Origin of the sequence: Pseudoalteromonas sp. 0802 (assembly GCF_013350085.1) — a bacterium.
GTDB lineage: Bacteria > Pseudomonadota > Gammaproteobacteria > Enterobacterales > Alteromonadaceae > Pseudoalteromonas.
Genome location: NZ_JABVXE010000015.1, coordinates 16,929 through 40,549, shown reverse-complemented (window position 1 = coordinate 40,549; position 23,621 = coordinate 16,929). Strand labels below are relative to the sequence as shown.

22 protein-coding genes are annotated in these 23,621 nt (G+C 41.5%); 7 read left to right on the top strand and 15 right to left on the bottom strand.

Annotated elements, in window-relative coordinates:
- Positions 1-41: 41 nt before the first annotated feature.
- Positions 42-707: a phosphoglycolate phosphatase gene (locus tag HUS61_RS16900; RefSeq protein ID WP_063527519.1), complete on the bottom strand. Its 666-nt coding sequence runs from the start codon at positions 705-707 to the stop codon at positions 42-44.
- Positions 704-1,390 (bottom strand): ribulose-phosphate 3-epimerase, encoded by a 687-nt coding sequence (gene rpe, locus HUS61_RS16895; RefSeq protein ID WP_054563342.1) that lies wholly within the window; start codon positions 1,388-1,390, stop codon positions 704-706. Before rpe ends, HUS61_RS16900 begins: the two co-directional genes overlap by 4 nt.
- 333 nt (positions 1,391-1,723) lie before the next feature.
- On the opposite strand from rpe, the gene HUS61_RS16890 reads away from it, so the two are divergent.
- Positions 1,724-2,017: a hypothetical protein gene (locus HUS61_RS16890; protein ID WP_175083226.1), complete on the top strand. Its 294-nt coding sequence runs from the start codon at positions 1,724-1,726 to the stop codon at positions 2,015-2,017.
- Positions 2,018-2,022: 5 nt separating this feature from the next.
- A complete protein-coding gene (locus HUS61_RS16885; protein ID WP_054563341.1) occupies positions 2,023-2,208 on the top strand; it encodes a DUF2970 domain-containing protein in 186 nt (61 codons plus the stop codon).
- Here the strand turns inward: HUS61_RS16885 and HUS61_RS16880 are convergent.
- From HUS61_RS16880 to HUS61_RS16840, 9 genes are all read right to left on the bottom strand, one after another.
- Positions 2,180-3,022, bottom strand: coding sequence for a Dam family site-specific DNA-(adenine-N6)-methyltransferase (locus HUS61_RS16880; RefSeq protein ID WP_054563340.1), 843 nt, complete (start codon positions 3,020-3,022; stop codon positions 2,180-2,182). The two genes, HUS61_RS16885 and HUS61_RS16880, sit on opposite strands and share 29 nt — an antisense overlap.
- A gap of 53 nt (positions 3,023-3,075) precedes the next feature.
- The gene (locus HUS61_RS16875; RefSeq protein ID WP_175083225.1) at positions 3,076-4,452 is read right to left on the bottom strand and encodes an AAA family ATPase; all 1,377 of its coding nucleotides are present in this window, start codon (positions 4,450-4,452) and stop codon (positions 3,076-3,078) included.
- Positions 4,452-5,522 (bottom strand): 3-dehydroquinate synthase, encoded by a 1,071-nt coding sequence (aroB, locus tag HUS61_RS16870; protein ID WP_175083224.1) that lies wholly within the window; start codon positions 5,520-5,522, stop codon positions 4,452-4,454. The genes HUS61_RS16875 and aroB overlap by 1 nt, the downstream gene beginning before the upstream one ends.
- A 27-nt stretch (positions 5,523-5,549) precedes the next feature.
- The gene (gene aroK, locus HUS61_RS16865; protein ID WP_036973192.1) at positions 5,550-6,068 is read right to left on the bottom strand and encodes a shikimate kinase AroK; all 519 of its coding nucleotides are present in this window, start codon (positions 6,066-6,068) and stop codon (positions 5,550-5,552) included.
- A gap of 179 nt (positions 6,069-6,247) precedes the next feature.
- Positions 6,248-8,341, bottom strand: a complete 2,094-nt coding sequence (locus tag HUS61_RS16860; protein WP_082401713.1) for a type IV pilus secretin PilQ — start codon at positions 8,339-8,341, stop codon at positions 6,248-6,250.
- Positions 8,328-8,864, bottom strand: coding sequence for a pilus assembly protein PilP (locus HUS61_RS16855; RefSeq protein ID WP_054563337.1), 537 nt, complete (start codon positions 8,862-8,864; stop codon positions 8,328-8,330). The genes HUS61_RS16860 and HUS61_RS16855 overlap by 14 nt, the downstream gene beginning before the upstream one ends.
- The gene (locus tag HUS61_RS16850; RefSeq protein ID WP_054563336.1) at positions 8,861-9,466 is read right to left on the bottom strand and encodes a type 4a pilus biogenesis protein PilO; all 606 of its coding nucleotides are present in this window, start codon (positions 9,464-9,466) and stop codon (positions 8,861-8,863) included. Before HUS61_RS16850 ends, HUS61_RS16855 begins: the two co-directional genes overlap by 4 nt.
- Positions 9,456-10,028, bottom strand: a complete 573-nt coding sequence (locus HUS61_RS16845; protein ID WP_175083223.1) for a PilN domain-containing protein — start codon at positions 10,026-10,028, stop codon at positions 9,456-9,458. Before HUS61_RS16845 ends, HUS61_RS16850 begins: the two co-directional genes overlap by 11 nt.
- The gene (locus tag HUS61_RS16840; RefSeq protein ID WP_054563334.1) at positions 10,016-11,095 is read right to left on the bottom strand and encodes a pilus assembly protein PilM; all 1,080 of its coding nucleotides are present in this window, start codon (positions 11,093-11,095) and stop codon (positions 10,016-10,018) included. The genes HUS61_RS16845 and HUS61_RS16840 overlap by 13 nt, the downstream gene beginning before the upstream one ends.
- Before the next feature lie 132 nt (positions 11,096-11,227).
- Here HUS61_RS16840 and HUS61_RS16835 point away from each other — a divergent pair, with 132 nt between their 5' ends.
- On the top strand, positions 11,228-13,732 hold the full coding sequence (locus tag HUS61_RS16835) for a penicillin-binding protein 1A (RefSeq protein WP_063528766.1): 2,505 nt from the start codon (positions 11,228-11,230) through the stop codon (positions 13,730-13,732).
- An 80-nt stretch (positions 13,733-13,812) separates the two neighbouring features.
- Here HUS61_RS16835 and metL read toward each other — a convergent pair whose 3' ends face one another.
- Together metL and metB are read right to left on the bottom strand one after the other, a co-directional pair.
- Positions 13,813-16,158 (bottom strand): bifunctional aspartate kinase/homoserine dehydrogenase II, encoded by a 2,346-nt coding sequence (metL, locus tag HUS61_RS16830; RefSeq protein ID WP_175083222.1) that lies wholly within the window; start codon positions 16,156-16,158, stop codon positions 13,813-13,815.
- Between the two features lie 5 nt (positions 16,159-16,163).
- Positions 16,164-17,423: a cystathionine gamma-synthase gene (gene metB, locus HUS61_RS16825; protein WP_175083221.1), complete on the bottom strand. Its 1,260-nt coding sequence runs from the start codon at positions 17,421-17,423 to the stop codon at positions 16,164-16,166.
- Between the two features lie 224 nt (positions 17,424-17,647).
- Between metB and metJ the strand changes: the two genes are divergently transcribed.
- Complete coding sequence (gene metJ, locus HUS61_RS16820) at positions 17,648-17,968, top strand: met regulon transcriptional regulator MetJ (protein ID WP_036973203.1); 321 nt, start codon at positions 17,648-17,650, stop codon at positions 17,966-17,968.
- A 100-nt stretch (positions 17,969-18,068) separates the two neighbouring features.
- Here the strand turns inward: metJ and HUS61_RS16815 are convergent, their stop codons facing one another.
- Both HUS61_RS16815 and rpmE read right to left on the bottom strand, forming a co-directional pair.
- Positions 18,069-19,310, bottom strand: a complete 1,242-nt coding sequence (locus tag HUS61_RS16815) for a malic enzyme-like NAD(P)-binding protein (RefSeq protein ID WP_054552813.1) — start codon at positions 19,308-19,310, stop codon at positions 18,069-18,071.
- Positions 19,311-19,845: 535 nt separating this feature from the next.
- Positions 19,846-20,061: a 50S ribosomal protein L31 gene (gene rpmE / locus HUS61_RS16810; protein WP_036973208.1), complete on the bottom strand. Its 216-nt coding sequence runs from the start codon at positions 20,059-20,061 to the stop codon at positions 19,846-19,848.
- 233 nt (positions 20,062-20,294) lie between these two features.
- Here rpmE and priA point away from each other — a divergent pair, with 233 nt between their 5' ends.
- The 3 genes from priA to hslV all read left to right on the top strand — a co-directional run bounded on the left by priA (position 20,295) and on the right by hslV (position 23,618).
- Positions 20,295-22,475, top strand: coding sequence for a primosomal protein N' (gene priA, locus HUS61_RS16805; protein ID WP_175083220.1), 2,181 nt, complete (start codon positions 20,295-20,297; stop codon positions 22,473-22,475).
- A gap of 16 nt (positions 22,476-22,491) precedes the next feature.
- Entirely contained in the window at positions 22,492-23,019 is a 528-nt protein-coding gene (locus HUS61_RS16800) for an SPOR domain-containing protein (RefSeq protein WP_054552815.1), read from the top strand.
- A gap of 80 nt (positions 23,020-23,099) precedes the next feature.
- Entirely contained in the window at positions 23,100-23,618 is a 519-nt protein-coding gene (gene hslV / locus HUS61_RS16795; RefSeq protein ID WP_054552816.1) for an ATP-dependent protease subunit HslV, read from the top strand.
- Positions 23,619-23,621: the final 3 nt, after the last annotated feature.

Here is a 23,621-nt window from a genome sequence, read left to right as displayed (position 1 = left end):
TTATATTTTTACTAAACTAAAAAGACGAAATTAAAATGCACTTACCTTTGGGTAAGAACGGGTATTATATCTAAGAAATTCTCGCAGAGGTACTCTGGATTGAAATCAGCGAGGTTTTCACCTTGGTTATAGCCATAACCGAGTGCGACAACGTCAACCTTAGCAGCTTTTGCTGCCAAAATATCACTTTTTGAGTCGCCTATCATAACCGCTTTGGCTGGGCTGACATCTAATTGCTGACAAGCAAATAGTAAAGGCTCAGGTGATGGTTTCTTTGCCATATCATCACCACATACAATCAACTGAAAATGACTAGTCAGTGAAAGCTTATCAAGTAACTTTTCGGTAAAACGACGTGCCTTATTGGTAATCACCACTTTAGGAATACCAGCAAGTGCAGCAAGCCCAGTTTCTACATGTTGATAAAGCGCACTGTAGTCACCTACAACTTGGTCATAGTGCTGATAAAACAAATTAATTGCACGCTCTGCAAGGGCTTCATCTAAATGCTCACTGATTTGCATATCGCCACTTAAACCACGCTTTACAAGTGTTTCTATGCCATTACCTACCCAGCTCTCAACTAGCTTTTGTGTAACAACCGGAAATGCGAGGTCAGTTAGAGTCAGATTCATCGCAATGTATAAATCATAAACACTGTCGACTAAGGTGCCATCTAAATCGAAAAATGCCGCATCGTATTTCATGACTCAACCTTTGCAAGCTCGCTGCGCATCGCATCGATAACAGCTTTGTAATCTGGTTGATTGAAAATCGCTGAGCCTGAAACAAACATATCAGCGCCCGCTTCTGCAATTTCAGCAATGTTATCAACACCAACGCCACCATCAACTTCTAAACGAATATTGCGACCTGAGTCATCAATAATTTTACGCGCTTGGCGAAGCTTTTCGAGGGTATGAGGAATAAAGCTTTGGCCGCCAAAGCCAGGGTTAACCGACATTAATAGCACTACATCAACTTTATCGAGCACGTGCTCAAGGTAGCTAAGGCTGGTTGCAGGATTAAATACAAGCCCTGCTTGGCAACCACTGTCTTTTATAAGTTGCAAGGTACGGTCAATATGCTCGCTAGCTTCTGGATGAAAGCTAATAATAGAAGCGCCTGCTTCAGCAAAGTCGGGAATTAAACGATCGACAGGCTTAACCATAAGATGCACATCTATCGGGGCTGTAATACCGTAATCGCGCAGTGCTTTACAAATCATTGGGCCAAAGGTTAGGTTTGGCACATAATGGTTATCCATCACATCAAAATGTACAACATCTGCCCCACTTGCGAGTACACGATCAACATCTTCACCTAAACGGGCAAAGTCAGCTGATAAAATAGAAGGGGCTATTAAATACTTTTGTAATGTTTCCAACATGAGAGATTCCATCATAATTTGCGACTGCAAGAAGAGCGCATAATGTAACCCAATCGACAGCTGATTAAAACACCACAGCTAACTGTTAAAACGCTATTACTCAAGGCTAATCCTTTTAGCTTATTGAATTAATGTAAATTTAATCAAAAATTGAACAATCGTTCTATTCAGCTGCTTGCATAAATGCATTTAAATGAAACAAAATATAAACATAAAATTTACTTTAAAAGACTAATTTTATTAAATTTTTATTTAATTCAGCCGTAATTAAGTTTGTTATTTGAGCAATTGTTATGTATGCTTGTCTAAATAACACAAACAAGGGTTATTCTCATGCGTGCTTTTAAAATAGGGATCTTAATCGCGTCCGCACTTACGGTTGCTGCGTTTGTATCTTTTTCATCTGCTGATGAAGACGACTTTTTAGCAGCGGCGTCTGGTTGCTCATGCAATACGCTTAACGCATCATCTTCTGCTCAGTGTATGAAAGCAGAACAAGAAACAGGATGGTTTTCTTGGTTAACGGGTGATAGCCGCAGCGCTCAGTTCCATTATCTTGATTTACTTGAGTTATTAACAAGTAGTGAAGAGTCAAAGAAAGTTAGCGGTTTAGGTTCTAAGTTCTAAATCGCATGAACAAATTCATTAGTGCATTACAAAGTGTCTTTGCGGCATTTTTTGGTGTGCAATCAGAAAATAAGCGTCAAGCTGACTTTAAAGAGCATTCGCTCAGTACTATTATCGTCATTGCCCTCGTTTTATTCAGCCTGTTTGTAGCAGCGATTTATTTCACCGTTTCTTTGGTGCTAAATACATAGCCATTAGCTCATTCACTTTATTGCGTGAACCGCCCTTCGGGCTAATCGTGCGTTTTACCTGAATTTCATCCAGTGATGCTTGGCTGTAGATCTTACGAGTCCACACCGTATCGTGGTTAGAAATAAGTACCGGCGTGTTATTTTCGAATGCAGCCTGCTCAGCTAAATTCGCCAAGTTAGCTTGATCATCTAAATTGAAACCACCTTTAGCGTAAGAAGTAAATGAAGCTGTTTTACTCAAAGGCACATAAGGTGGATCGCAATACACTACCGCATTATTAGGAATAAGCTTAAAGACTTCATCATAGCCTAAACACGTAAAGGTGGCTTGCTGGGCTTTTTCAGCAAAGAAGTGCATTTCTTTTTCAGGAAAATACGGGCGCTTATATTTACCAAAAGGAACGTTAAAAATACCTTTAAGATTGTAGCGGCACAGACCGTTATAACCATGACGATTCATGTATAAGAATAAAATTGCGCGCTCATACACATCGCTGCTCTGATTAAACTGAACACGGTACTCATAATAGGCTTCAGGATGGTTATTGAGCTCTACAAATAGTTTTTTTGCATCGCTAATAAATTCGTCAGGCGTGCGCTTTAGCTCGGTGTACAGGTTGATCAGATCCGCATTAATATCGTTTAAAATATAATGCTTAAAATCAGTATTGAGGAATACAGAGCCAGCACCAACGAAAGGTTCAACTAAGGTGTCAGCATCCATACTCGCTTGCTTTAAGCGGGTACGAATATCTTCAACTAGGCTGTATTTTCCACCCGCCCATTTAAGGAAGGCTCTGGTCTTTTGCTGCATCTGCTCTTAACTTCAATTCGGTGTTGCGCGATTTTACACTAATCAGTTTTAATTTACTGATTTAGTGAAGCGATTTCTTGTTTAATTTTACTTATTTTTTTATAAAACGGCTGATTTTTACGCACATTATCAGAAAGTGTTGTTACGCCCTTCTTAGCATCATTCAGTGTGGCATAACTGCCATAAGTTACAATCCACCACGGCTTACCGCTCCGTAAGCTTTGGTAAGTATTTACCTGCCCTTGCAAGCCATTTTCATTAATAAACTTATCACTGATCTCTTGCTTAGTGACCGCTAGTAATTGGATTACAAAATTGTCGTCTGGCTGAGACAAATACCATGCATTCCCAACTAATGGCTGCTCTGCTTCAATTGCAGACTCAGCATCGCTGATGCTGACTGCTACAACTTCATCTGTGGTTGGTTGCTCAGTCTCTTGTGTAACTGGTTCTGCTGGCAAAAGGCTATCAACAATCGCAGCCACGTTATTGTTATGGTTTTTACTGTCAGAGCCATCAACTGGCATCTCGGTTTCCAGAGTCGTGTTGTTATCATCATTAGTAGCAACTGGCTGCTGGGCTTGAGGCTCATCTTGAGCTTGTTCTAGAACAGGCTCTTTGCTTGCTTCTGGGCTATTTATTACTGCTTCTGCAGGCAGTGCTGTTGCCACAGAGCTTGTTGTATCTTGTTGGTAATGTGCTTTCCACCACTCGGTCATATCAGCTTTATATAAAAAGCCAATGATCAACAGCATGGTTGTGATTAAGAGCAAAATTAAATAAAGCAGTTTATAGCTTTTCTCGGGTGTACGAATATCCGCAGTTTGCTGTTCAGGCTGCCAAGCTAGCAATAAGGCAGGGTTACCATGCGCTTCTTGTAAAAATGTGCGAAAAACTGGGTCTTCTTCAACAGGGAGGTTATCGAAAAACCAACGCATAAGTTGCTTACTTTCGCTCAAGTTAAGCGCTTCAAGGTGAATTTCGACCGCTTGGCTAAACTGGCCGACCGATTGTGATGCAATCAATATGTATAACGTGCTCGGGCTTTGCTTGGCAAGAATTTCTAATTGCTGAATTAATTCTTCAGATAAATGACGCCCTCCATCAATCACCCATAAACAATCACCACAAGGCTGTTGCTTATAGAGTTGATAGAAGTTTTCAGACAAACTCAAAGAGTGATCAATTAGCGGATTGCTAAAGCTTTGTTCTAACAGTTCAGTCATAAACTGTTGGTCGGTCATTTTTCCTGACAACTGAACAAACGCTTTATTAAAGTCGAGGTATTTATCAGTAATGAAGGTTTCTAATAAATAGCTTTTACCAAGGCCTGACGGGCCAAGTAAGCAAATTAGATTTTGCCCATATTCAAACTGCAGAGCGATTCGATCAACTAGCGCAGCACGGCTAGGCAATATTTGCGATTGCATTAGCGCGCTATTAAATCACAAACCTGCTGATCAGTAACATCACTTACCAGCGCACATTGACCAAATTGAGTAGGTAGAATAAAGCGAATCGTACCTTTTTTGTTTTTCTTATCTTTACGCATGTGCGTTAAAAACTGCTCGCTTGTCATTTCTGCCGGAATATCGACTGGTAAATCATACTCAGCAATCAATTTAACAATGCGTTCAACTTCTGCAGTAGTTAAGTCATCACGGGTATGTGCAAGGCGTGCTGCCAGCACCATACCTGCCGCAACGGCTTCGCCGTGTAGCCAGTTACCGTAACCCATTTGTGCTTCGATAGCATGACCAAAGGTATGCCCTAGGTTAAGTAAGGCGCGTAACCCTGCTTCTTTTTCATCTTGTGCAACAATCACGGCTTTGATTTCACAACAACGGTAAATCACATGCTGTAATGTTTGCTCATCAAGTGATTTAAGGTTAGCGATATTTTGCTCTAGGTAGGCAAATAATTCGGTGTCGTAAATGAGGCCGTATTTAATTACTTCAGCCATACCGGCTGCGAATTCACGCTCAGGTAAAGTATGCAACGATTGCGTATCGATAAACACGGCTTGCGGCTGATAAAATGCACCAATCATGTTTTTACCAAGTGGATGGTTCACTGCCGTTTTACCACCAACCGATGAGTCCACTTGCGAAAGCAAGGTAGTTGGTACTTGAATAAAAGGCACGCCACGCTGATAACATGCAGCAACAAAACCAGTTAAGTCACCTACAACACCGCCACCTAAGGCAATAAGGCAAGTGTCACGACCACAGTTATGTTCAAGTAAGAACGCCGATATCTTTTCAAACCACTCAAGTGATTTATATTGTTCGCCATCAGGGATGGTAAAAGATAACGGGTTAAGATCAGCCAACGACGTCATTACATCATCAAGATATAAAGGTGCAATGGTGTCGTTGGTGATAATGATAGGTCGACAATCGCCGATGTGCTCGCGTAGCCGACCAGTCTCTTTAAGAGCAGATTGACCAATATAAATAGGATAACTTCGCTCGTCCAAATTAACTGTTAATTCAAGCATAGCTAGTTTCCTTTTTATTATTGGTTTTTAAAAATCTAATTTCTCGATGATTTGATTAGCAACAACTTTCGCGCTTTGCTCATCAGTGCGGACAACAAAATCAGCAACTTCTTTGTATAACGGTTCGCGTTCTTCAGCTAAGCGTTCTAATACATCACGCGGTGCTTCTTCTGTTTGCAATAATGGGCGACGCTTGTCGCGCTGCGTGCGTGCAACTTGCTTTTCGATTGGTGTCTCTAGGTATACAACGATACCGCGAGCTGATAGCTTGTTACGCACTTCTTTACTGATCACAGAACCACCACCAGTAGCAAGAACAATACCTTGCATCTCAGTTAGATCTGAAATTACAGTTTCTTCACGAAGTCGAAAGCCCTCTTCACCCTCAAGATCGAATACCCAAGCAATGTCTGCTCCAGTACGACGCTCGATCTCTTGATCTGAATCGAAAAATTCAAGGTGTAATTGGTCAGCAATGTGACGACCAATTGTGCTTTTGCCAGCCCCCATAGGGCCCACTAGAAATATATTACGTTTCTCAGCCATATCTTTTTAGTACAAACGAACTCTAAAATTTGAAATAAAACCCCGCCTAACGACCTGGCCCCAAAATTAAGGAGGGGATTATCTCAGTAATTGCTTGGGTATTTCAAGTCAATTAGCATAAAAAGCTAGATAACGAGCAATTAAACATGCTAATTGCTCGTTGCTTAAGAAAAAATCACTTAATCGATTTGAATTTTTGGTGTTACAAAGATTAACAGCTCTTTCTTCTCGTTAAATTCACTCGTACTTTTGAACAATACGCCTAAGTAAGGAATATCGCCTAACAGAGGTACTTTCTTAGTTGAGTTAACGATTTGCTGTTGGAAGATACCACCAAGCACCACAGTTTGGCCGTTTTCTACTAATACCTGAGTTTGAATTTCTTGGGTATTAATTGCTACAGCAGAACCTGTTGGTGTTTGTACTGTATCACCACGCGTGTCTTGCGTGATAACGAGATCTAAAATCACTTTGTTATCAGGGGTGATATGTGGCGTTACTTCTAAGCTCAATACTGCTTTTTTGAAGGTTACTGTCGTTGCACCACTTGATGCTGCTTCAACGTATGGGATCTCAGTACCTTGCTCAATACGGGCTTTTTGTTGGTTAGCCGTCGTAATACGAGGACTTGCGATAATCTCACCACGGTTTTCTTCTTCAAGGGCACTCAGCTCTAAATCTAATATTGTGCCGTTAGCTAATTTAGCTACTTGAACACCAATACTACCCGCAGGGCTAGAAACCGGTAAGTTAACATTTAAGCGGTCAGAAATACTTGGGATATTATCGTAAGAGCCAGCACCAAACATGCCACCAGCGCCCTCTAATGTGCCAGAGATAGCACCGTCGCTACCTACATCGCTGATACCCCAGCGCACACCTAAGTCTTCTTGCACATTATCATTCACTGTTACCATGCGTGATTCAATCACCACTTGCTTAACAGGAATATCTAAGGTTTCCACCATACGGCGCACGCTTTCGATGCTTTTCGCTGTATCTTTGATAAGTAAGGTATTAGTACGTTTATCAACAGACACACTGCCTCGCGCAGAAATAATACTGTTGGTGTCTGTTTTCAATAAGTCAGCAAACTCTTCTGCTTTAGCATAGTTAAGGCGGATATATTCACTGTAAAGTGGCTCTAAATCCTCAACTTGCTGTTTTGCCTTAAGCTCTTTTGCTTCACGTGCGGCAAGTTCTTCTGATGGTGCAACCATCAAAATAGTACCGTCCATGCGCTTATCTAGACCTTTAATTTTAAGCACAACATCAAGTGCCTGATCCCAAGGAACACCATCTAAACGCAATGTGATATTGCCTGTAACTGAGTCACTGGTTACTAAGTTAAACTCGTTATAGCCTGCAATAATCTGTAGCACAGAGCGAATTGGAATATCTTGGAAATTAAGGCTCATTGGGCGACCTTGATATTCAATACCGCCTTCGAGGTAGGCACGCTGTGTATCATCTTTTTCAACAGTTAGCGTAAAGATATTTTCAATTTGTTGGTGAGTAAACTTAAACGCTGCATTTGGCTCAACCACAATGCGCGTCATATTACCTTCTTTGAAGGTTTCGATGTTACTTACAACTGTACCAAAATCCATCACATCTAATTGATACAATAAGTCGTCTAAAATATCTGTGTGGTGGAACTCTGCAATAATTTTGCCGCCACTCTCATGAACATCAATTGCTGCTTGCGTATCTTGTAAAAAAACTAACAGGCGAGCTTCGCCTTTCTCACCACGGCGAAAATCAATCGACTGTACTGTATTAATAAAGTTGCTAGACGCTGTCAGTCCATCCGCTGAATCATCCGTTGCGATTGGGTTATCTGAAACATGCAAAGTAACGATATTGTCTTTCGCCATTGTTTTATAAATTTTTAGCTTATCTAGCGTTACAACAACTTTTAAACCGTCTGCGGTCAAAGTACTGGTTACATGCTGGATACCTGCTTGGTTAACAGGCACATCACGCACTTCATTATCAACACCTACATTGCTGAAAAGCATTTCAATACGAGCTGGGGCGTTATATACCTGAACTTTTGGTTCAAATGTTAGCGCTTCATCAAATACTAGCTGTAATTGTGTTTCGCCTTTCATTAGCGGGTTATAACGTACGTCATACAGTAAAGGGGCAGCGATTGCTGTCTGCGTCAAAATTAAGGCTAATGCAGCTAACATGAATTTATGCATGTGTTTTAACCAAGCCATTCCTTTATGCATCTTCTTTTTACCTTTCATAAGATTAACTTGCACCATTTGTTTCCGCCTCTAACATTTCTAGCTTAGTCAGGCGCTCTTTCCAACAACCAGCCCCATCCGGGATTAATTCTAATAATTCTATATAATTGTCGTGCACTTGTTTAATTTCACCGTGATACAAACCAATATAATTACCTACAGTAACTCGATAAAGCGTATCGTCTGCAGCTTTTATCAGCGCCCACGTATTTCCAACACGGCCAATAGTTCCTTGCATAACAAGGTTATCTAGCGGGTACTTTTCAAGTGGTTGACGAACACGATCAGGATCTGGGTGTAAGCAGTTTTTAACTTGCACTAAATTGCTCTGAATAATTTCCGGTTTAGGCGCCACAAATGGGCTACGTAATTTTCCGGCATTATAAGCAAAGTGCTCGAACTTAGTGATTTCAGGAATCGGCTCAACTTTAGGTGTTGTACTTGCTTTAACTTGATCAATAAACTCTTTTTGTTCTGAAGTATCATCATTACACGCGCTAAGTACAAGTGTCATGGCAATAATTAAGGGAAGCTTTTTCATTTTTTAGTGCCCCCTTCATAACGATAAGTCTTAGCAACAACACTAAAAGTGAGTTCATTATTGCCGAGAGTTTGAATAGTAAAGTCATGCAAACTTACAATTCGCGGTAACTGAGCAACTTTACCAACAAATTCACCAAATTCATGGTACGTCCCGACGACTTCTATTTTAATTGGCAGCTCTGTATAAAACTCTTTTTCCACTTCAGGTAACCAGCCAATTTTCAAAAACGTCAAACCACTAGTAGTGCCAACGTAAGATAAGTCGTCTAACAAACCCGGTGTCTCGTTCGAGGTTGGTAAGCGCTTTAATAGCTGCGAGAACTTATCTTCCATCTCAACCATTTGCTGGCGATAAATCTCTAAATTACTCGCAATGGCATATTTTGCTTTGTATGTTTGGCGTAGCTCGGTTTCTTTGGCTACCGCACTGTGATAACTGGCGATTTCGTCAGAAACTAATAAGCTGTAACTAAAGTATAAAACCAGCGCAGCCACAAACGCACAGCACAGAGCTTTAACAGCAATAGGCCAATCGCCCATGTTTTCAAGCTCAATTTCATTCCAATCTATGTCTGTTAACGCTTTGATATCAAGGTTCATTGCGTGCCTCACCTATCTGATCAAATGGTTTAACGTAAAAATCCATATTAAAGTCACTCAATAATCTTGAGGTTTGTTCACCTGCGACAATACCTTGCATAATAGGTCGTTCTAATAAATATGAGCTCTGAACTTGACGCAGCATGGTAGATAAACGGTTATTTGATTCACTGCGACCAACTACATGAATGCGGTCATCACGACGTTCAAGTTTCGTTAAATAAACCCCAGCTGGAACAATCTTGGCGACTTCATCCATGATTTGTGTACCTAGGTTACGGTTACTTTGTAGCTCTTCGATTAGACGCATACGCTGTTGTAAGTTTTCTTTTTTCTTATCAAGTTCGTTAATTTCACGAATACGCTGGTTCAATAAAGCTATTTCTGTATTCAAAAAGTTATTTTTTACATTTTGCCCATCGCGTAATCCGCCATAAAAAGAGCTGAGTAAATACATACTTAAGAAGCTAATAACAACAACACCAAACAACACAGTGACAAACTTATTTTGTGAGTCTTTTCTTTGTTGTTCGCGCCAAGGCAGCAGATTTATATGTGGCATGATGAAAAGCTCCTTAATGCCAATCCTGTGGCTATCGCAAATTGAGTGCGGTGACGCTGCAACATATTGCGATCAATCTTTGGCGAAATTTCAATGTTAGCAAATGGCTCTGCAACAACAGTGTGAATGCCTAGCTCTTCAATTAGGAGCCTATCTAAGCCTTCGATCATAGCAGTGCCGCCAGTCAGGACAATGTAATCAACTTGATCTTTACCACTGGTTGTTAAGAACATCTGCACTGCTCGACGAACTTGTTGTAACAATGAAGTTTGGAATGGAGCTAAAACTTCGAAGGTATAATTTGGTGGTAAATCACCTGTAGTTTTACCAATTTCAGCTTCATCAAAGCTTTTGTTGTAATACGCAACAATGCTATTGGTATACTGGTCGCCACCAAATACTTGGTCACGGGTGTAAATTGTTTCACCTTCTTGTACAACGCTAACAAGCATCAGCACAGCACCAATATCAACCACAGCGACACATTTATTGTATGCATCACTAGGTAATTGTTGATAATACACATCCATTGCTCGACTTAGCGCATAAGTTTCTACATCGACAACCGCAGCTTTTAAATTGGCTGTTTCAAGAGCACCAACTCGCGCTTGCACACTTTCAGTTCGCGCAGCAGAGAGAAGAACATTCACTTTACTTGGATCAGCTTCATTGATGGCAAGTTTTTCAAAATCGATATTTACTTCATCAAGTGGATATGGGATTAAACTATCAGCTTCGATGGCAATTTGTGACTCTAATTCAGCATCTGTTAATGATACATCCATAAAAATTACTTTCGTAATTACAGTTTGACCTGAAACAGCTACTGCTGCGGTTTGCACTGATTTAGGAATTTTTCTTTTTAGTTTAGCGATAACATTACCTATCGCTTCTATGTCTTGAATAGAACGCTCAGACATAGCGCCTTTAGGCATAGGTTCAATAGCTAACGCTTCAAGCCGCAAACCTGCGTCTGTCTCTTGCAACAACACTGCTTTTATACAGTGCGATCCGATGTCGATTCCTACCATCATAGATGAAGGCTTTTTAAATAGCTGACTTAGCATGTTTGCAACTTGGCCTTTGTTTTAATAATAAACAAGTTATAATTTTTATCTGAAAAAATATTATTCATTTTTTAATCAATATATACTAGCAGTCTCCGATTCTAATTGGGAGTCCATTTAGGGAAAATATAAGTGATTTTATTAAAGCGAACTTTACAATTTATTATCATCTGCTCATTTTTAGGACTAATCACTTTAGTTGGTCTATACTATTACGTTAAACCTGATATTCCTAGCGTACAGGTTCTAAAAGACGTTCAATTACAGACACCTATGCAGGTATTCTCACGTGATGGATTATTGATTAACCAATTCGGTGAAAAACGCCGCATTCCCGTTACAATAGACCAAATCCCCCAACCATTAATCGATGCAATTTTAGCAACAGAAGATAACCGTTTTTACGAGCATATTGGTATCGATCCAATTGGTATAGTACGTTCAGCCATTGTACTCATATCTACAGGCGAAAAGAAACAAGGCGCAAGTACTATAACCATGCAGCTTGCCCGTAACTTCTTCTTAACTAGAGAAAAAGCATACATTCGTAAGGTCAAAGAGATCTTCATCGCTTTACATATTGAAAGTATATTAAGTAAAGACGAAATCCTCGAATTATATTTAAATAAAATTGAATTAGGTAACCGCGCTTTTGGTATTGGTGCAGCAGCACAAGTTTACTACGGCAAAGACCTCAATGAGCTTACTTTAGCGCAAATGGCGATGATCGCTGGCTTACCTAAAGCTCCTTCAGCCCTTAACCCTATTCGCAACCCTGTACGCGCAAAGGCACGCCGCAACGTTGTACTAGGCCGTATGTATACCGAAAAGTATATTACACAGAGTGAATACGAAGAGGCTATCAATGCACCAATTACAGCTAAATTCCATGGTGCAGAAATTGAAGTGTACGCCCCTTATATCTCTGAGATGGTGCGTGCTGAAATGGTTGAACGCTATGGTCATGAGCGTGCTTACAATACTGGTTTCAAAGTTTACACCAGTGTTGATTCAAATATTCAGCAAGCTGCACAAGATGCCATTGTTGATAATCTACACGCTTACGACATGCGTCATGGCTACCGTGGTGCTACGGCTCAGTTATGGGACAGTGAAAACGAAAGTCCACTTAACCAAGAAGAGATCTTATCTAAATTAAAAGATGTCAAAGAGTTTGGTCCACTATTAGCTGGTGTTGTCACTAATGTCGCTGAGCAATCAATTGATGTGCTATTAAAAAGCGGCGAACAAGTGACGGTTGAGTGGGATGGTCTAAAATGGGCACGCAAATATATTACCCGTTACCGTCAAAGTTTCGCACCAAAAACGGCTACTGAAATTTTATCAGCGGGAGCGCAAATTTGGCTGCGTAAAAATGCAGATGAAAGCTACATCCTTAGCCAAGTACCAGAAGCATCGAGCGCACTTGTTTCACTTGACCCACAAGATGGTCGTATTAAAGCCATTGTCGGTGGTTACAGCTTTGAACAAAGCCAATACAATCGCGCAGTTCAAGCAAAGCGCCAAGTTGGTTCAAACATCAAGCCATTTATTTATTCAGCAGCACTTGAAAACGGCTACACACTCGCTTCAATTCTTAACGATGCACCAATTAATCAATGGGATAAAAGCCAAGGTGTTGCATGGCGCCCTAAGAATAGCCCGGCAGTTTATAATGGCCCTATCCGAATTCGCCGTGCACTCGCTCAATCGAAAAACGTAATTTCTGTACGTTTACTACGTGGTGTAGGTCTTGAACGTACTGCAGATCACTTACTTAAGTTTGGTTTTTTAAATAGTGATATTAATCGTAGCGAGTCATTGGCCCTAGGTAGTGCCTCAATCACTCCTCTTGAACTAGCTCGCGGGATGAGTACTTTCGCCAATGGCGGCCACTTAATTACCCCTTACTTTATTTCTGAAATTCAGGATTCTGCTGGTAATGTGTTATTCAAAACAGAGCCAGAACTGGCCTGTGATGAACCAGAGCAAGTTGTTACACCAGAGTTTGCATCATTAGATGATAACCAATTGGATCAAGCACAAAGTGTGAGCACGCCACGTTGTGCTCCGCGTATCATTTCAAAGCAAAATGCATTCTTAATTTCGCAAGCTATGCACAGCGCAATTTGGGGTGGTGGTAGCTGGACTCACAAAACAGGCTGGAGTGGTACAGGTTGGCGTGCACAGGCCCTTGATCGTCGTGATCTAGCAGGTAAAACAGGTACCACCAATGACTCGGTTGATACCTGGTTCAGTGGCTTTAACCGCAATGTGATGACCTCGGTATGGGTTGGTTTTGATAACCCTGGAAAAGCCCTTGGCCGTTCGACCTACAATAGTAACCTCGATAAGTCACAAATCTCTGGTGCAGAATCGGGGGCTAAAACCGCGCAACCTGCATGGGTCGACTTTATGCGAGCGGCTCTTGATGGCATGCCAGAAGCACCTATTGAGTTTCCTGAAGGTTTGGTATCGGTTCGTATCGACTTAGCAACAGGTCTTTTAAGCCATAAGAATGACTATACCAGTCGTTTTGAATACTTCATTAAAGGCACTGCACCAACCAAGTACGTACTTGATCAACCAACAGACGTATTTGAAGAAAAGCTCACCACAGAGGAAGAGTTGTTCTAAATAGCTAAGTTGCTATAAGACATAAAAAAGCGCCCTTCTGGGCGCTTTTTGCTTAGCTATTTAAACTAAGATCAGCAAAATTATTTTAGGTTATTTACCAGCCAATACAGGTCTGAATGAACCCCAGCCGCAGTGACTTCTTTACCCGCTCCAGGGCCTTGGATCACCAACGCATTATCTGTATACCACTGTGAATTGATCACAAAAATGTTATCGCCCGGTTTAAGGCTGGCTAATACATCATCTTTACCAACATTGACTAAACCAACCTGAGCTTGAACCTTACCATCAACGAGTGTAATAGCTCCGGTGTAGCGCACCACTTTGTCTTCTGCCCCAGCTTGGGCTGCTTTTTCTATCATGAATTCATCAAGTAGCTGTTTGTTTGCAAGAAAATCTTGCCAGCTACCTGCTGCAAGCTGTTCAGGCATCAGAGGTGTCAAAGCAATATCATCTAGCTCTAAATCTAGGCCTAAGTCACGTGCTAAAATCAGTAGTTTACGCTGCATATCACGGCCAGATAAGTCTTCACGAGGATCTGGCTCTGTATAACCCATTTGCTGAGCTTGAAGCACTAAATCTGAAAACGGCACGCTGCCATCGTAACTGCTACATAACCACGATAAAGTACCCGAGAATACCCCTTCAATACGGTTAATGCTGTCTCCGCTATTTTGCAAATCAGCTAAAGCAAAGTTAATCGGTAAACCTGCGCCCACACTGGTGTTATAACGCCACAACAAGTTTCGCTCAGCCAAATTAGTGCGTAGGTTTTGATACCAGCTATTTTCTGCAGTGCCCGCATATTTGTTTGCACTGATCAAATGACAGTTAAGCTCTACAAAATCAGGATACAACTGGCTAAAAGCCTCACTGGCAGTGATATCAATCACTACTTTGTGCTCATAATCTAGCTCATTGATACGTGCTAATAACTCAGCTTTATCGTAGCTTTGCGCTTCATTGTGCCACTGCTCTTGCCATGTTTCGGTATTTAAACCACTGGCACTAAAAAGCATTTGTTTAGAGCGTAAAAGAGCTACTACTTTTACTTTGTACTGAGCAGATAAACGAGCAAATTGAGCTTGTAGTTGCGATAAGAACACTTCGCCTACGTTACCAAGGCCAGCAACGATAATGGCCAACTCTTGACCTTTGTTTACCAGCTTGTCATGTAGAAGAGTTAAAACATCACTGTCAATTGCCTGATCGTTTAAGATCAACACATAGTTATCGTCTTGTTGTACAAAACGAGGATGAATGCTTTGCTCTTTTAAAAGCGCTGTTGCTTGCTCTGTTAGCGCAATGACATCAGCTGTTGGTGCAACCACTGCACAACCACTTAAATTAGACTCGACAATATTTGCACGGCCCGCTAAGTGGCTTACAACTTGGTGAGTGCTTTGACCTGGCACTAACAAGTAAGTATCGCCATCTTTAGTAAAGTGGTGCAGGCTGTGTTGAATTAACTGACTAAGCTCACCAACTTCACCACCGCTTAGTTTATCAACCCGTAATAAATCGATGTTATCTAAGGTAGTAATAAAACGCTTTGCTTTACTGTAACCTTCTTTTACTACTTCGGTTGGCGTTGCATCACAATCAAAACTACTTCTTACCACCAATTTAATTTCTGTGTCTTTTAACGGCGACAAGGTTTTTGCATGCAATACTGGGTTACCCAAACGCGCTAATAGGTTAGCTTGCTCGCGGCACACCTTGGCATACTTAACCGCATTTTTAACTTTCCGAGGGTCAGTACTAAATACCCCTTGTGTGTCTGTCCAGATAGACACTTGCTTGGCAAAAGTATAACTCGCTAACAAGGTGGCACTGTAATCACTGCCATTGCGGCCTAATGTCACCGTATTACCTTGGCAATCTGCTGCTATAAAACCCGTTACTACGTTGATATGTGTTTTGCTAATCGCATCACTGCATTGCTGTTGGTTTTTTTGATGTAAAAGCTGACCATCATTTAGAGTAAATAGCTGTCTTGCATCAACATCTTGCGCATCAACACCTAACTGATTTAGGTAAGCGGCCAATAACCGCGCCGACCACACTTCACCATGAGCAAGTAAAGGTGCTTCAAGTAACTGCTGCTGACTAATTAATTCATTTAATACGGCAAGTTCATCTTTTAACTGTGCCAACGCCTGTTGTTTATTCTGCCCTGTAAGTAGCTGCTCTATAAGCGCACGTTGATTGTTATCAATAAGCAATAGAATATCGCTAACAGCCTGACTATCTTGCTGCTGGTAACTTTGCCAAAGCTTTACTAGGGTATCGGTTGTTTTACCCGATGCCGACACAACGATGCAATCGCCCTGCTCAGTATTAGCAAGAACAATGTTCGCTACCGCATGGTAACGATCTGCCGAGCTTAAGCTTGAGCCACCAAATTTATGAACAATATTTACCATTTCTTCTACCACAGTGCCGTATGTGCTGGCGTTAACTTAAATGACGCGTTTTGTTGGGTATCTTGCTGTGTTTGCTTAGCTTCAGCTTTTGTAACTTGCTGGCCTTGACCTGGTTTTACTAAATTGAAAACACGGTCTAAATCTGCAATGAGATCTTTTACGTCTTCAATACCTACAGAAATACGGATCAGCGTATCGCCCACACCGGCTTCGAGGCGCGCTTTAGGCTCCATTCCTGCGTGGGTCATTGTTGCAGGGTGACAAATCAAGCTTTCTACCCCGCCTAACGACTCAGCAAGGCTGAAGTCTTTAAGGCTTGTTAAAAACGCAGCAGCATCGTTGATGTCGCCTTTAATATCAAAGCTCACCATGCCACCAAAGCCACGTTGCTGTGCTTTAGCAAGCTCATGTTGTGGGTGAGAAGCAAGGCCTGGGTAGTAAACTTGGCTTACATAAGGAGAGTTTTCTAAATACTCAGCAATGGCAAAGGCATTTTCTTGGTGCTGCTTTAGGCGTACATTTAAAGTACGTAAACCACGAAGCGTTAAGTAGCTGTCAAATGGTGCACCAGTAATACCGATATTATTCGCCCACCAAGCAAGTTCGTCGCCTAGCTCTTGCGTTGAAGCAATCACTGCACCGCCCACTACATCAGAGTGACCATTGATGTATTTAGTGGTTGAATGCACAACAATATCAACACCAAACTCAATTGGGTTTTGTAATGCAGGTGATAAGAAGGTGTTGTCAGCCGCAACCAAAGCACCACACTGCTTAGCAATACTAGTAATTGCTTTAATATCTGTTAAACGCAAGATTGGGTTACTTGGCGTTTCAATCCAAATCAACTTGGGTTTAATCGCTAAAATTTCTTGGAGATTTTCAGTTTTAGTTAAATCCAAAACTTTCAGTTTTAACAGGCCACGTTTTTCAAGCGAGGTGAATAAACGGTAACTACCGCCATAACAGTCATGTGGGATCACTAACGTATCGTCACTGTTTAATAGCTGAGTGGCTAAATGCACAGCAGACATACCTGTTGCAGTGATAATACCTCTAGCACCACCTTCAAGCTCAGCTAAGGTTTCAGCTAAGATATCGCGATTTGGGTTACCACTGCGACCATAGTCATACTGGCGCTTAGTATCAAAATCAGCAAACGAATAGGTGGTTGATAAGTATAAAGGAGGCACAACCGCACCATGATGTTTATCGGCTTCGATGCCGTGACGAACAGCAATCGTCGCTTTATTTTTTTCGCTCATTTCATCACCTATTCTTTAATTGGATGTTTAGACGTCTAAAAGGTTAGATGATCAAATATGAGAAGTCAAAGCATTTATCGCTTACACATAGAAGTTTATACATTTACACCACTAGATGGCTAAATAACTAGTATTTGACTATCTTTTTTAAAGAGATAGAATTTCCGCATCTTGCGCTGTGAATAAGGCGTAAATCACTGACAACCGAGGCAACGAAACAACTTATGGCTAAATGGAACGGTGAATACATTCACCCATATGCAGAACACGGTAAAAAATCAGAACAAGTAAAAAAGATTACCGTATCGATCCCACTCAACGTATTAAAAGTATTAACTGACGAGCGTACACGCCGCCAGATCAATAACCTGCGTCATGCGACGAACAGTGAGTTATTGTGTGAAGCTTTCTTACATGCTTTTACAGGTCAACCATTACCAAATGATGACGACCTACGTAAAGACAACCCTGAAAAGGTACCTGAAGAAGTTAAAAGAATTATGCAAGAAATGGGATTAGATATCCCAGTGCTTGATTCAGAATAAGTATTTCGGCCATCGGATCACCGCCGATAATCGCAGATATAAAAAAACTCAGCCTAGGCTGAGTTTTTTATTGCGCGATGTACCTAATAGCTAATTAAGCTTAACGCATGTAATCTTCTGGCATGTCGATTTGCGCCACACCCGACTCTACTGCTGCTTCAGCAACAGCACGTGCAATACGTGGTAATAAACGCGGATCCATAGGCTTAGGAATGATGTACTCGGCACCAAACTCAAGTGACTCAACGCCAGCTGCTTTTAATACTTCACTTGGTACAGGCTCTTTCGCGATACCACGAATTGCGTGCACTGCAGCAATTTTCATTTCATCATTAATTGCCGTTGCACGAACATCTAACGCACCACGGAAAATGAATGGGAAACAAAGCACGTTATTTACTTGGTTAGGGAAATCTGAACGACCCGTTGCCATAATTAAATCGTTACGCGCACTGTGTGCAACTTCTGGAGCAATCTCAGGATCTGGGTTTGAGCATGCAAACACGACTGGCTTATCAGCCATCAGCTTAAGATCATCTGCTGTTAACAGGTTAGGACCTGATACACCAACGAATACGTCAGCATCAGCAATAACATCTTGTAATGTACGCTTATCGGTATTGTTAGCAAATAATTGCTTATACTCGTTTAAGTCATCACGACGTGTATGGATCACACCTTTACGGTCAAGCATATAAATGTGTTCACGCAGTGCGCCACACTTAATTAAAAGCTCCATACAAGCAACAGCAGCAGCACCGGCACCTAAACATACGATGATAGCATCTTCGATATCTTTACCTTGCACTTCAAGGGCGTTAAGCATACCAGCAGCAGTCACAATAGCTGTACCATGTTGGTCATCGTGGAAAACTGGAATATCACAGCGCTCGATAAGCGCTTTTTCGATTTCAAAACACTCTGGCGCTTTAATATCTTCAAGGTTGATACCACCAAACGTATCAGCGATGTTAGCAACCGTATTAATGAAATCTTCTGTTGTGCGGTGTTTAACTTCAATATCAATTGAATCAAGACCAGCAAAACGTTTGAATAGTAACGCTTTACCTTCCATTACAGGTTTTGATGCAAGCGGACCTAAGTTACCTAAACCTAAAATTGCGGTACCGTTTGAAATAACTGCAACCATGTTGCCTTTGCCTGTGTATTTATAGGCATTTGCTGGATCAGCAGCAATTTCACGGACTGGTTCAGCCACACCTGGGCTATAAGCTAAAGCGAGATCGTTAACCGTTTCGGCTGGCTTGGTTAGTTCAACACTAATTTTACCTGGAACGGGGTGAGCGTGGTAATGTAATGCTTGTTCACGAAAATCTGACATAACGCGATAGTATCCTGCAAAAAGTTAAAAAGTGAGAGAGCTTGCATCAGTACGATACCTGTAATGTATAAAAATTCCAAGTATTATCAGGTCTATCCTGTTATATGCTATATCGCTTAATTTTAAAGGATTTCCCAACAATTTCTGTGCATAGTTGCGATTAATCAGACATAAAAATTCACCTATTTATGACCTTTTAAGCACGTGTTTTTGTATTTTATACGCACGTACACTGCAATTAGCCGAAATTAGCCCAAAATAGCCATTTCAACGAAGTTCACAGCATTTACTCACAAAGTTATTTAAATTTATTATTTTTAATAACTTTTATTAAAGTTTATACAAAAAAGAATATAGCCAAGGGGTGGCACTTTGTCTGCAAAATTAGCGACATAATGGGCATAACAGCCAGAAATAGTTATGCAAGATACATAAGTGAAGATGATGAGTGAGTAGCAATGTTAATAAAGAATTTTGTGAATTTTAGGCATAAAAAAAGCACCCTAAGGTGCTTTTTTTAACTAAACAGCAGAGATTACTTCTTGCTGCTAAGTGCACCGAAGCGCTTGTTGAAACGATCAACACGGCCGCCAGTGTCTAAAATCTTTTGCTTACCAGTGTAAAACGGGTGACACTCAGAACATACGTCTAAGTGGATGTCTTTACAAAGAGTTGAGCTAGTTTCGAATTTGTTACCACATGAACAAGTTGCAGTGATAGCTTCGTACTTAGGGTGAATACCTTCTTTCATAGGGAACCTCTAGTTAAGGCCGTATCGCTCTCCAAACCCGAAGTCTGGCACCATACGCAGTTAATACAATTAATAGGCCGCGTATTTTATAGCTCAAGAAGCCTTACGACAAGCTTTAAATACATCTTTCGCTAAAAAAATAACCAAGTGGTCTGTTGTTCAGTATTTGTTGGTAGGTTTTTAACTGCAATTTTAGTACATTATCTTTCTATCTTTGTTTCAGTTGAGTTGTTATGCACTTTGTAGAAGTTGCCATAAAAGTCCCTTTACAGCGTACCTTCGATTATAAAGTTGAACAGCTGCTGCATAGCCCTGAGTTAAAGCCAGGTATGCGCGTTCGCGTGCCATTTGGTAGCCAAAAAAAGGTTGCCGTGGTCTTGGCTCTTAAAACATCAACCGATGTTCCCGCTGACAAAATAAAGCCGATTATTGATGTTATAGACGACACGCCAGTGTTATCTGAGCAACACTTAGCATTACTAAAATTCACAGCACGCTACTACTGTTACCCATTGGGCGAGACCATTCATACGGCACTTCCGGCTGCATTAAGGCAAGGCGAATGCCCAGATAAAACCAGCATTAACATGGTTGAGCTAACCGATAAAGGTGCAAAGCTGCCGTCGCTGAAAGCAAAAACCCAGTTAAATTTATTAAAGCAGCTAGCCGAATCGGGCAAATCATCAGTTACAGAATTAAAAGCACTCGGATTTACCAAAAAAACCATCGACAGTCTGCTCGATAAAGAACTGATCACTCAATTTATTGAACATGATAACCAATGGCAGCAACGCGCGCCGACTGTTGGTAGCAAGCCGGTGCTTAATAAAGAGCAAGCTGTTGCCTGCACCAGCATTAACCAAGCTCGTGGCTTTACCAGCTTTTTACTTGAAGGTGTCACAGGCAGTGGTAAAACCGAAGTGTATTTGCAATGCCTAGAAGAAGTGCTAAAAAAAGGTCAGCAAGCCTTAGTATTAGTGCCTGAAATTGGCTTAACGCCACAAACAGTCAACCGTTTTCGTCGTCGCTTTCCTGATACACCAATTATGCTATGGCACTCAGCCCTAACAGATAACGAACGCTTACAGACCTGGCGTTTTTGTGAAAAAGGCAGCTGCGCCATAGTGATCGGCACACGTTCTAGTATTTTCTTGCCCTTTTTATCTCTTGGCATGATCATCGTTGATGAAGAGCACGACAGCTCGTTTAAGCAACAAGATACATTGCGCTATCATGCTAGAGACCTAGCCGCTTATAGGGCATACCAACATAATATTCCGCTCGTTCTAGGTAGTGCCACACCGGCACTTGAGACCTTACATAAGGCAATTAATAACAAATATCAGCTGTTGAGCCTCACTGAACGGGCCCAAACCAGTACTGATAACCAGTTCCACTTAATGGATATGAAAGGTCAGCCTGAGCAGGCAGGGATTGCCCATGCCAGCCTTGCTTATATGCGCCAACATTTAGAACGTGGTAAGCAAGTGATGGTGTTTTTAAACCGTCGTGGTTTTTCGCCTACCCTTATCTGCCATGAGTGTGGCTGGCTAAGTGAGTGCTCACGTTGTAGCACCAGTGCAACCTTTCATAAAGCCATTGGCCAGATGATTTGTCACCACTGTGGTGAACAACATCAGGTGCCTCATCAATGCCCTGATTGCGGCAGCACGCAGATTTTTCCAAATGGCAAAGGCACTGAACAAATCGAAGAGTTTTTAACACAAACTTTCCCTGACATTCCGATTAGTCGTATTGACCGAGATTCAACTCGTCGTAAAGGCAGCTTAGAAAAAGCCCTTGATGATATTAACCAAGGCGGTGCGCGTATCTTAGTTGGCACGCAAATGTTGGCAAAAGGCCACCACTTTGCCGATGTTAGCCTTGTTTTAATCCTAGATGTCGACAGTGGATTATATTCGTGTGATTTTCGCGCCACAGAGCATTTAGCGCAACTTGTTACACAAGTCGCAGGCCGCGCAGGTCGAAGTGGTGAACCTGGGCAAGTGTTATTACAAACTCACTTTCCTGAGCACCCGCTACTGCAAGACTTAGTTAATAATGGTTACCAAGATTTTGCCCGTTATGCACTCACAGAGCGAGAAGACGCGCAACTTCCGCCAGTCACCAATATGGCTATGGTTCGTGCCGAAGGACATAACATAAATCAAGTGATGGATTTTTTAACTGATTTGGTTCCTGTCCATAACGTATCTGGTATACAATTGCTCGGTCCGATACCTGCACCACTGGAACGTGTAGCAGGTAAATATCGCTTTCAGTTACATATTCAGGCGCAGGAACGCTCCCACTTACACCAATATTTAGCGCAAATGGTCGACTATATAAGTACCAGTAAATTAGCGCAAAAGGTGCGTTGGAGCTTAGATGTTGATCCTATAGATATGATTTAAAGGCCAATTAAGAGTCATGGCACAACACGATTACATAAATAAAAAACCAGCAAATCGAAATAATAAAAAACAAGCCCCGGCGAAAAAGCCTTTCCCTATTATTCTTGTTTTAATTGCGCTTATCTTGGTAGGCGGGTTTGGTTACGGCCTATGGTATATCAAACATAATGCTGATCCTGAGTTAGTAGAGCAGCAAGCAAACCCGACTAAAAAAGAAGAAGTAGTTATTCCACCACCTAAGACACCTGAATTTATCAAAGAAATTAAAGAGCACGAAGTTCAGGTTGAAGTAAAAGAGATTGAACAAAAAGGCCCATATGTAATGCAATGCGGCTCTTTTAGAACATTAGAGCAAGCACAAACATTAAAAGCTAAAATCGCTTTTGCCGGCTTAGTGGCCGAAGTTAAGAAAACACAAGGCAGCAATGGTATTTGGTATAAAGTGCGCTTAGGACCATACGAAACCAAACGTTTAGCCGAAAGTGACAAGAATAAACTTAAACGCATCAAAATAATGGGCTGCGGAATTTGGCTTTGGACTTGATTTTAGTTCATTCACCCATATAAACACCTCATCAATCGCTTTTTACGAGCGGCCTTGCCGCTCGATGATGAGGAATAATCATGACCACTATTGTAAGTGTACGCCGCGACGACAAGGTCGTTATTGGTGGCGACGGCCAAGTTTCACTTGGTAACACCGTAATGAAGGGCAACGCCCGCAAAGTTCGACGTCTTTATAATGGCAAAGTAATCGCTGGTTTCGCTGGCGGTACTGCTGATGCCTTCACCCTTTTCGAACGATTTGAAAGCAAACTAGAAATGCACCAAGGCAACTTAACCAAAGCTGCCGTAGAAATGGCCAAAGATTGGCGTAGTGATCGTGCACTTAGAAAGCTCGAAGCACTATTAGCAGTTGCAGACGAAACTGCTTCATTAATTATTACAGGTAACGGTGATGTTGTGCAGCCAGAAAACGACCTAATTGCGATTGGCAGTGGTGGTAACTTCGCGCAATCAGCAGCCACAGCGCTACTAGAAAACACCGACCTAAGTGCACGTGATATTGTAGAGAAAAGCCTTACTATTGCAGGCAACATCTGCGTATTCACGAATAATTTCCAAACTATTGAAGAATTGTAATAG

Bases quoted from the DNA above. Each gene is read 5' to 3' on its own strand.
- aroB (WP_175083224.1), bottom strand. From the start codon at position 5,522: ATGCTTGAATTAACAGTTAATTTGGACGAGCGAAGTTATCCTATTTAT.
- HUS61_RS16800 (WP_054552815.1), top strand. From the start codon at position 22,492: ATGGCACAACACGATTACATAAATAAAAAACCAGCAAATCGAAATAAT.
- HUS61_RS16860 (WP_082401713.1), bottom strand. From the start codon at position 8,341: ATGGTGCAAGTTAATCTTATGAAAGGTAAAAAGAAGATGCATAAAGGA.
- metL (WP_175083222.1), bottom strand. From the start codon at position 16,158: ATGGTAAATATTGTTCATAAATTTGGTGGCTCAAGCTTAAGCTCGGCA.
- aroK (WP_036973192.1), bottom strand. From the start codon at position 6,068: ATGGCTGAGAAACGTAATATATTTCTAGTGGGCCCTATGGGGGCTGGC.
- HUS61_RS16885 (WP_054563341.1), top strand. From the start codon at position 2,023: ATGAACAAATTCATTAGTGCATTACAAAGTGTCTTTGCGGCATTTTTT.
- rpmE (WP_036973208.1), bottom strand. From the start codon at position 20,061: ATGAAAGAAGGTATTCACCCTAAGTACGAAGCTATCACTGCAACTTGT.
- HUS61_RS16855 (WP_054563337.1), bottom strand. From the start codon at position 8,864: ATGAAAAAGCTTCCCTTAATTATTGCCATGACACTTGTACTTAGCGCG.
- rpe (WP_054563342.1), bottom strand. From the start codon at position 1,390: ATGTTGGAAACATTACAAAAGTATTTAATAGCCCCTTCTATTTTATCA.
- HUS61_RS16850 (WP_054563336.1), bottom strand. From the start codon at position 9,466: ATGAACCTTGATATCAAAGCGTTAACAGACATAGATTGGAATGAAATT.
- HUS61_RS16880 (WP_054563340.1), bottom strand. From the start codon at position 3,022: ATGCAGCAAAAGACCAGAGCCTTCCTTAAATGGGCGGGTGGAAAATAC.
- priA (WP_175083220.1), top strand. From the start codon at position 20,295: ATGCACTTTGTAGAAGTTGCCATAAAAGTCCCTTTACAGCGTACCTTC.
- metJ (WP_036973203.1), top strand. From the start codon at position 17,648: ATGGCTAAATGGAACGGTGAATACATTCACCCATATGCAGAACACGGT.
- HUS61_RS16875 (WP_175083225.1), bottom strand. From the start codon at position 4,452: ATGCAATCGCAAATATTGCCTAGCCGTGCTGCGCTAGTTGATCGAATC.
- hslV (WP_054552816.1), top strand. From the start codon at position 23,100: ATGACCACTATTGTAAGTGTACGCCGCGACGACAAGGTCGTTATTGGT.
- HUS61_RS16815 (WP_054552813.1), bottom strand. From the start codon at position 19,310: ATGTCAGATTTTCGTGAACAAGCATTACATTACCACGCTCACCCCGTT.
- HUS61_RS16840 (WP_054563334.1), bottom strand. From the start codon at position 11,095: ATGCTAAGTCAGCTATTTAAAAAGCCTTCATCTATGATGGTAGGAATC.
- HUS61_RS16900 (WP_063527519.1), bottom strand. From the start codon at position 707: ATGAAATACGATGCGGCATTTTTCGATTTAGATGGCACCTTAGTCGAC.
- HUS61_RS16890 (WP_175083226.1), top strand. From the start codon at position 1,724: ATGCGTGCTTTTAAAATAGGGATCTTAATCGCGTCCGCACTTACGGTT.
- HUS61_RS16845 (WP_175083223.1), bottom strand. From the start codon at position 10,028: ATGCCACATATAAATCTGCTGCCTTGGCGCGAACAACAAAGAAAAGAC.
- metB (WP_175083221.1), bottom strand. From the start codon at position 17,423: ATGAGCGAAAAAAATAAAGCGACGATTGCTGTTCGTCACGGCATCGAA.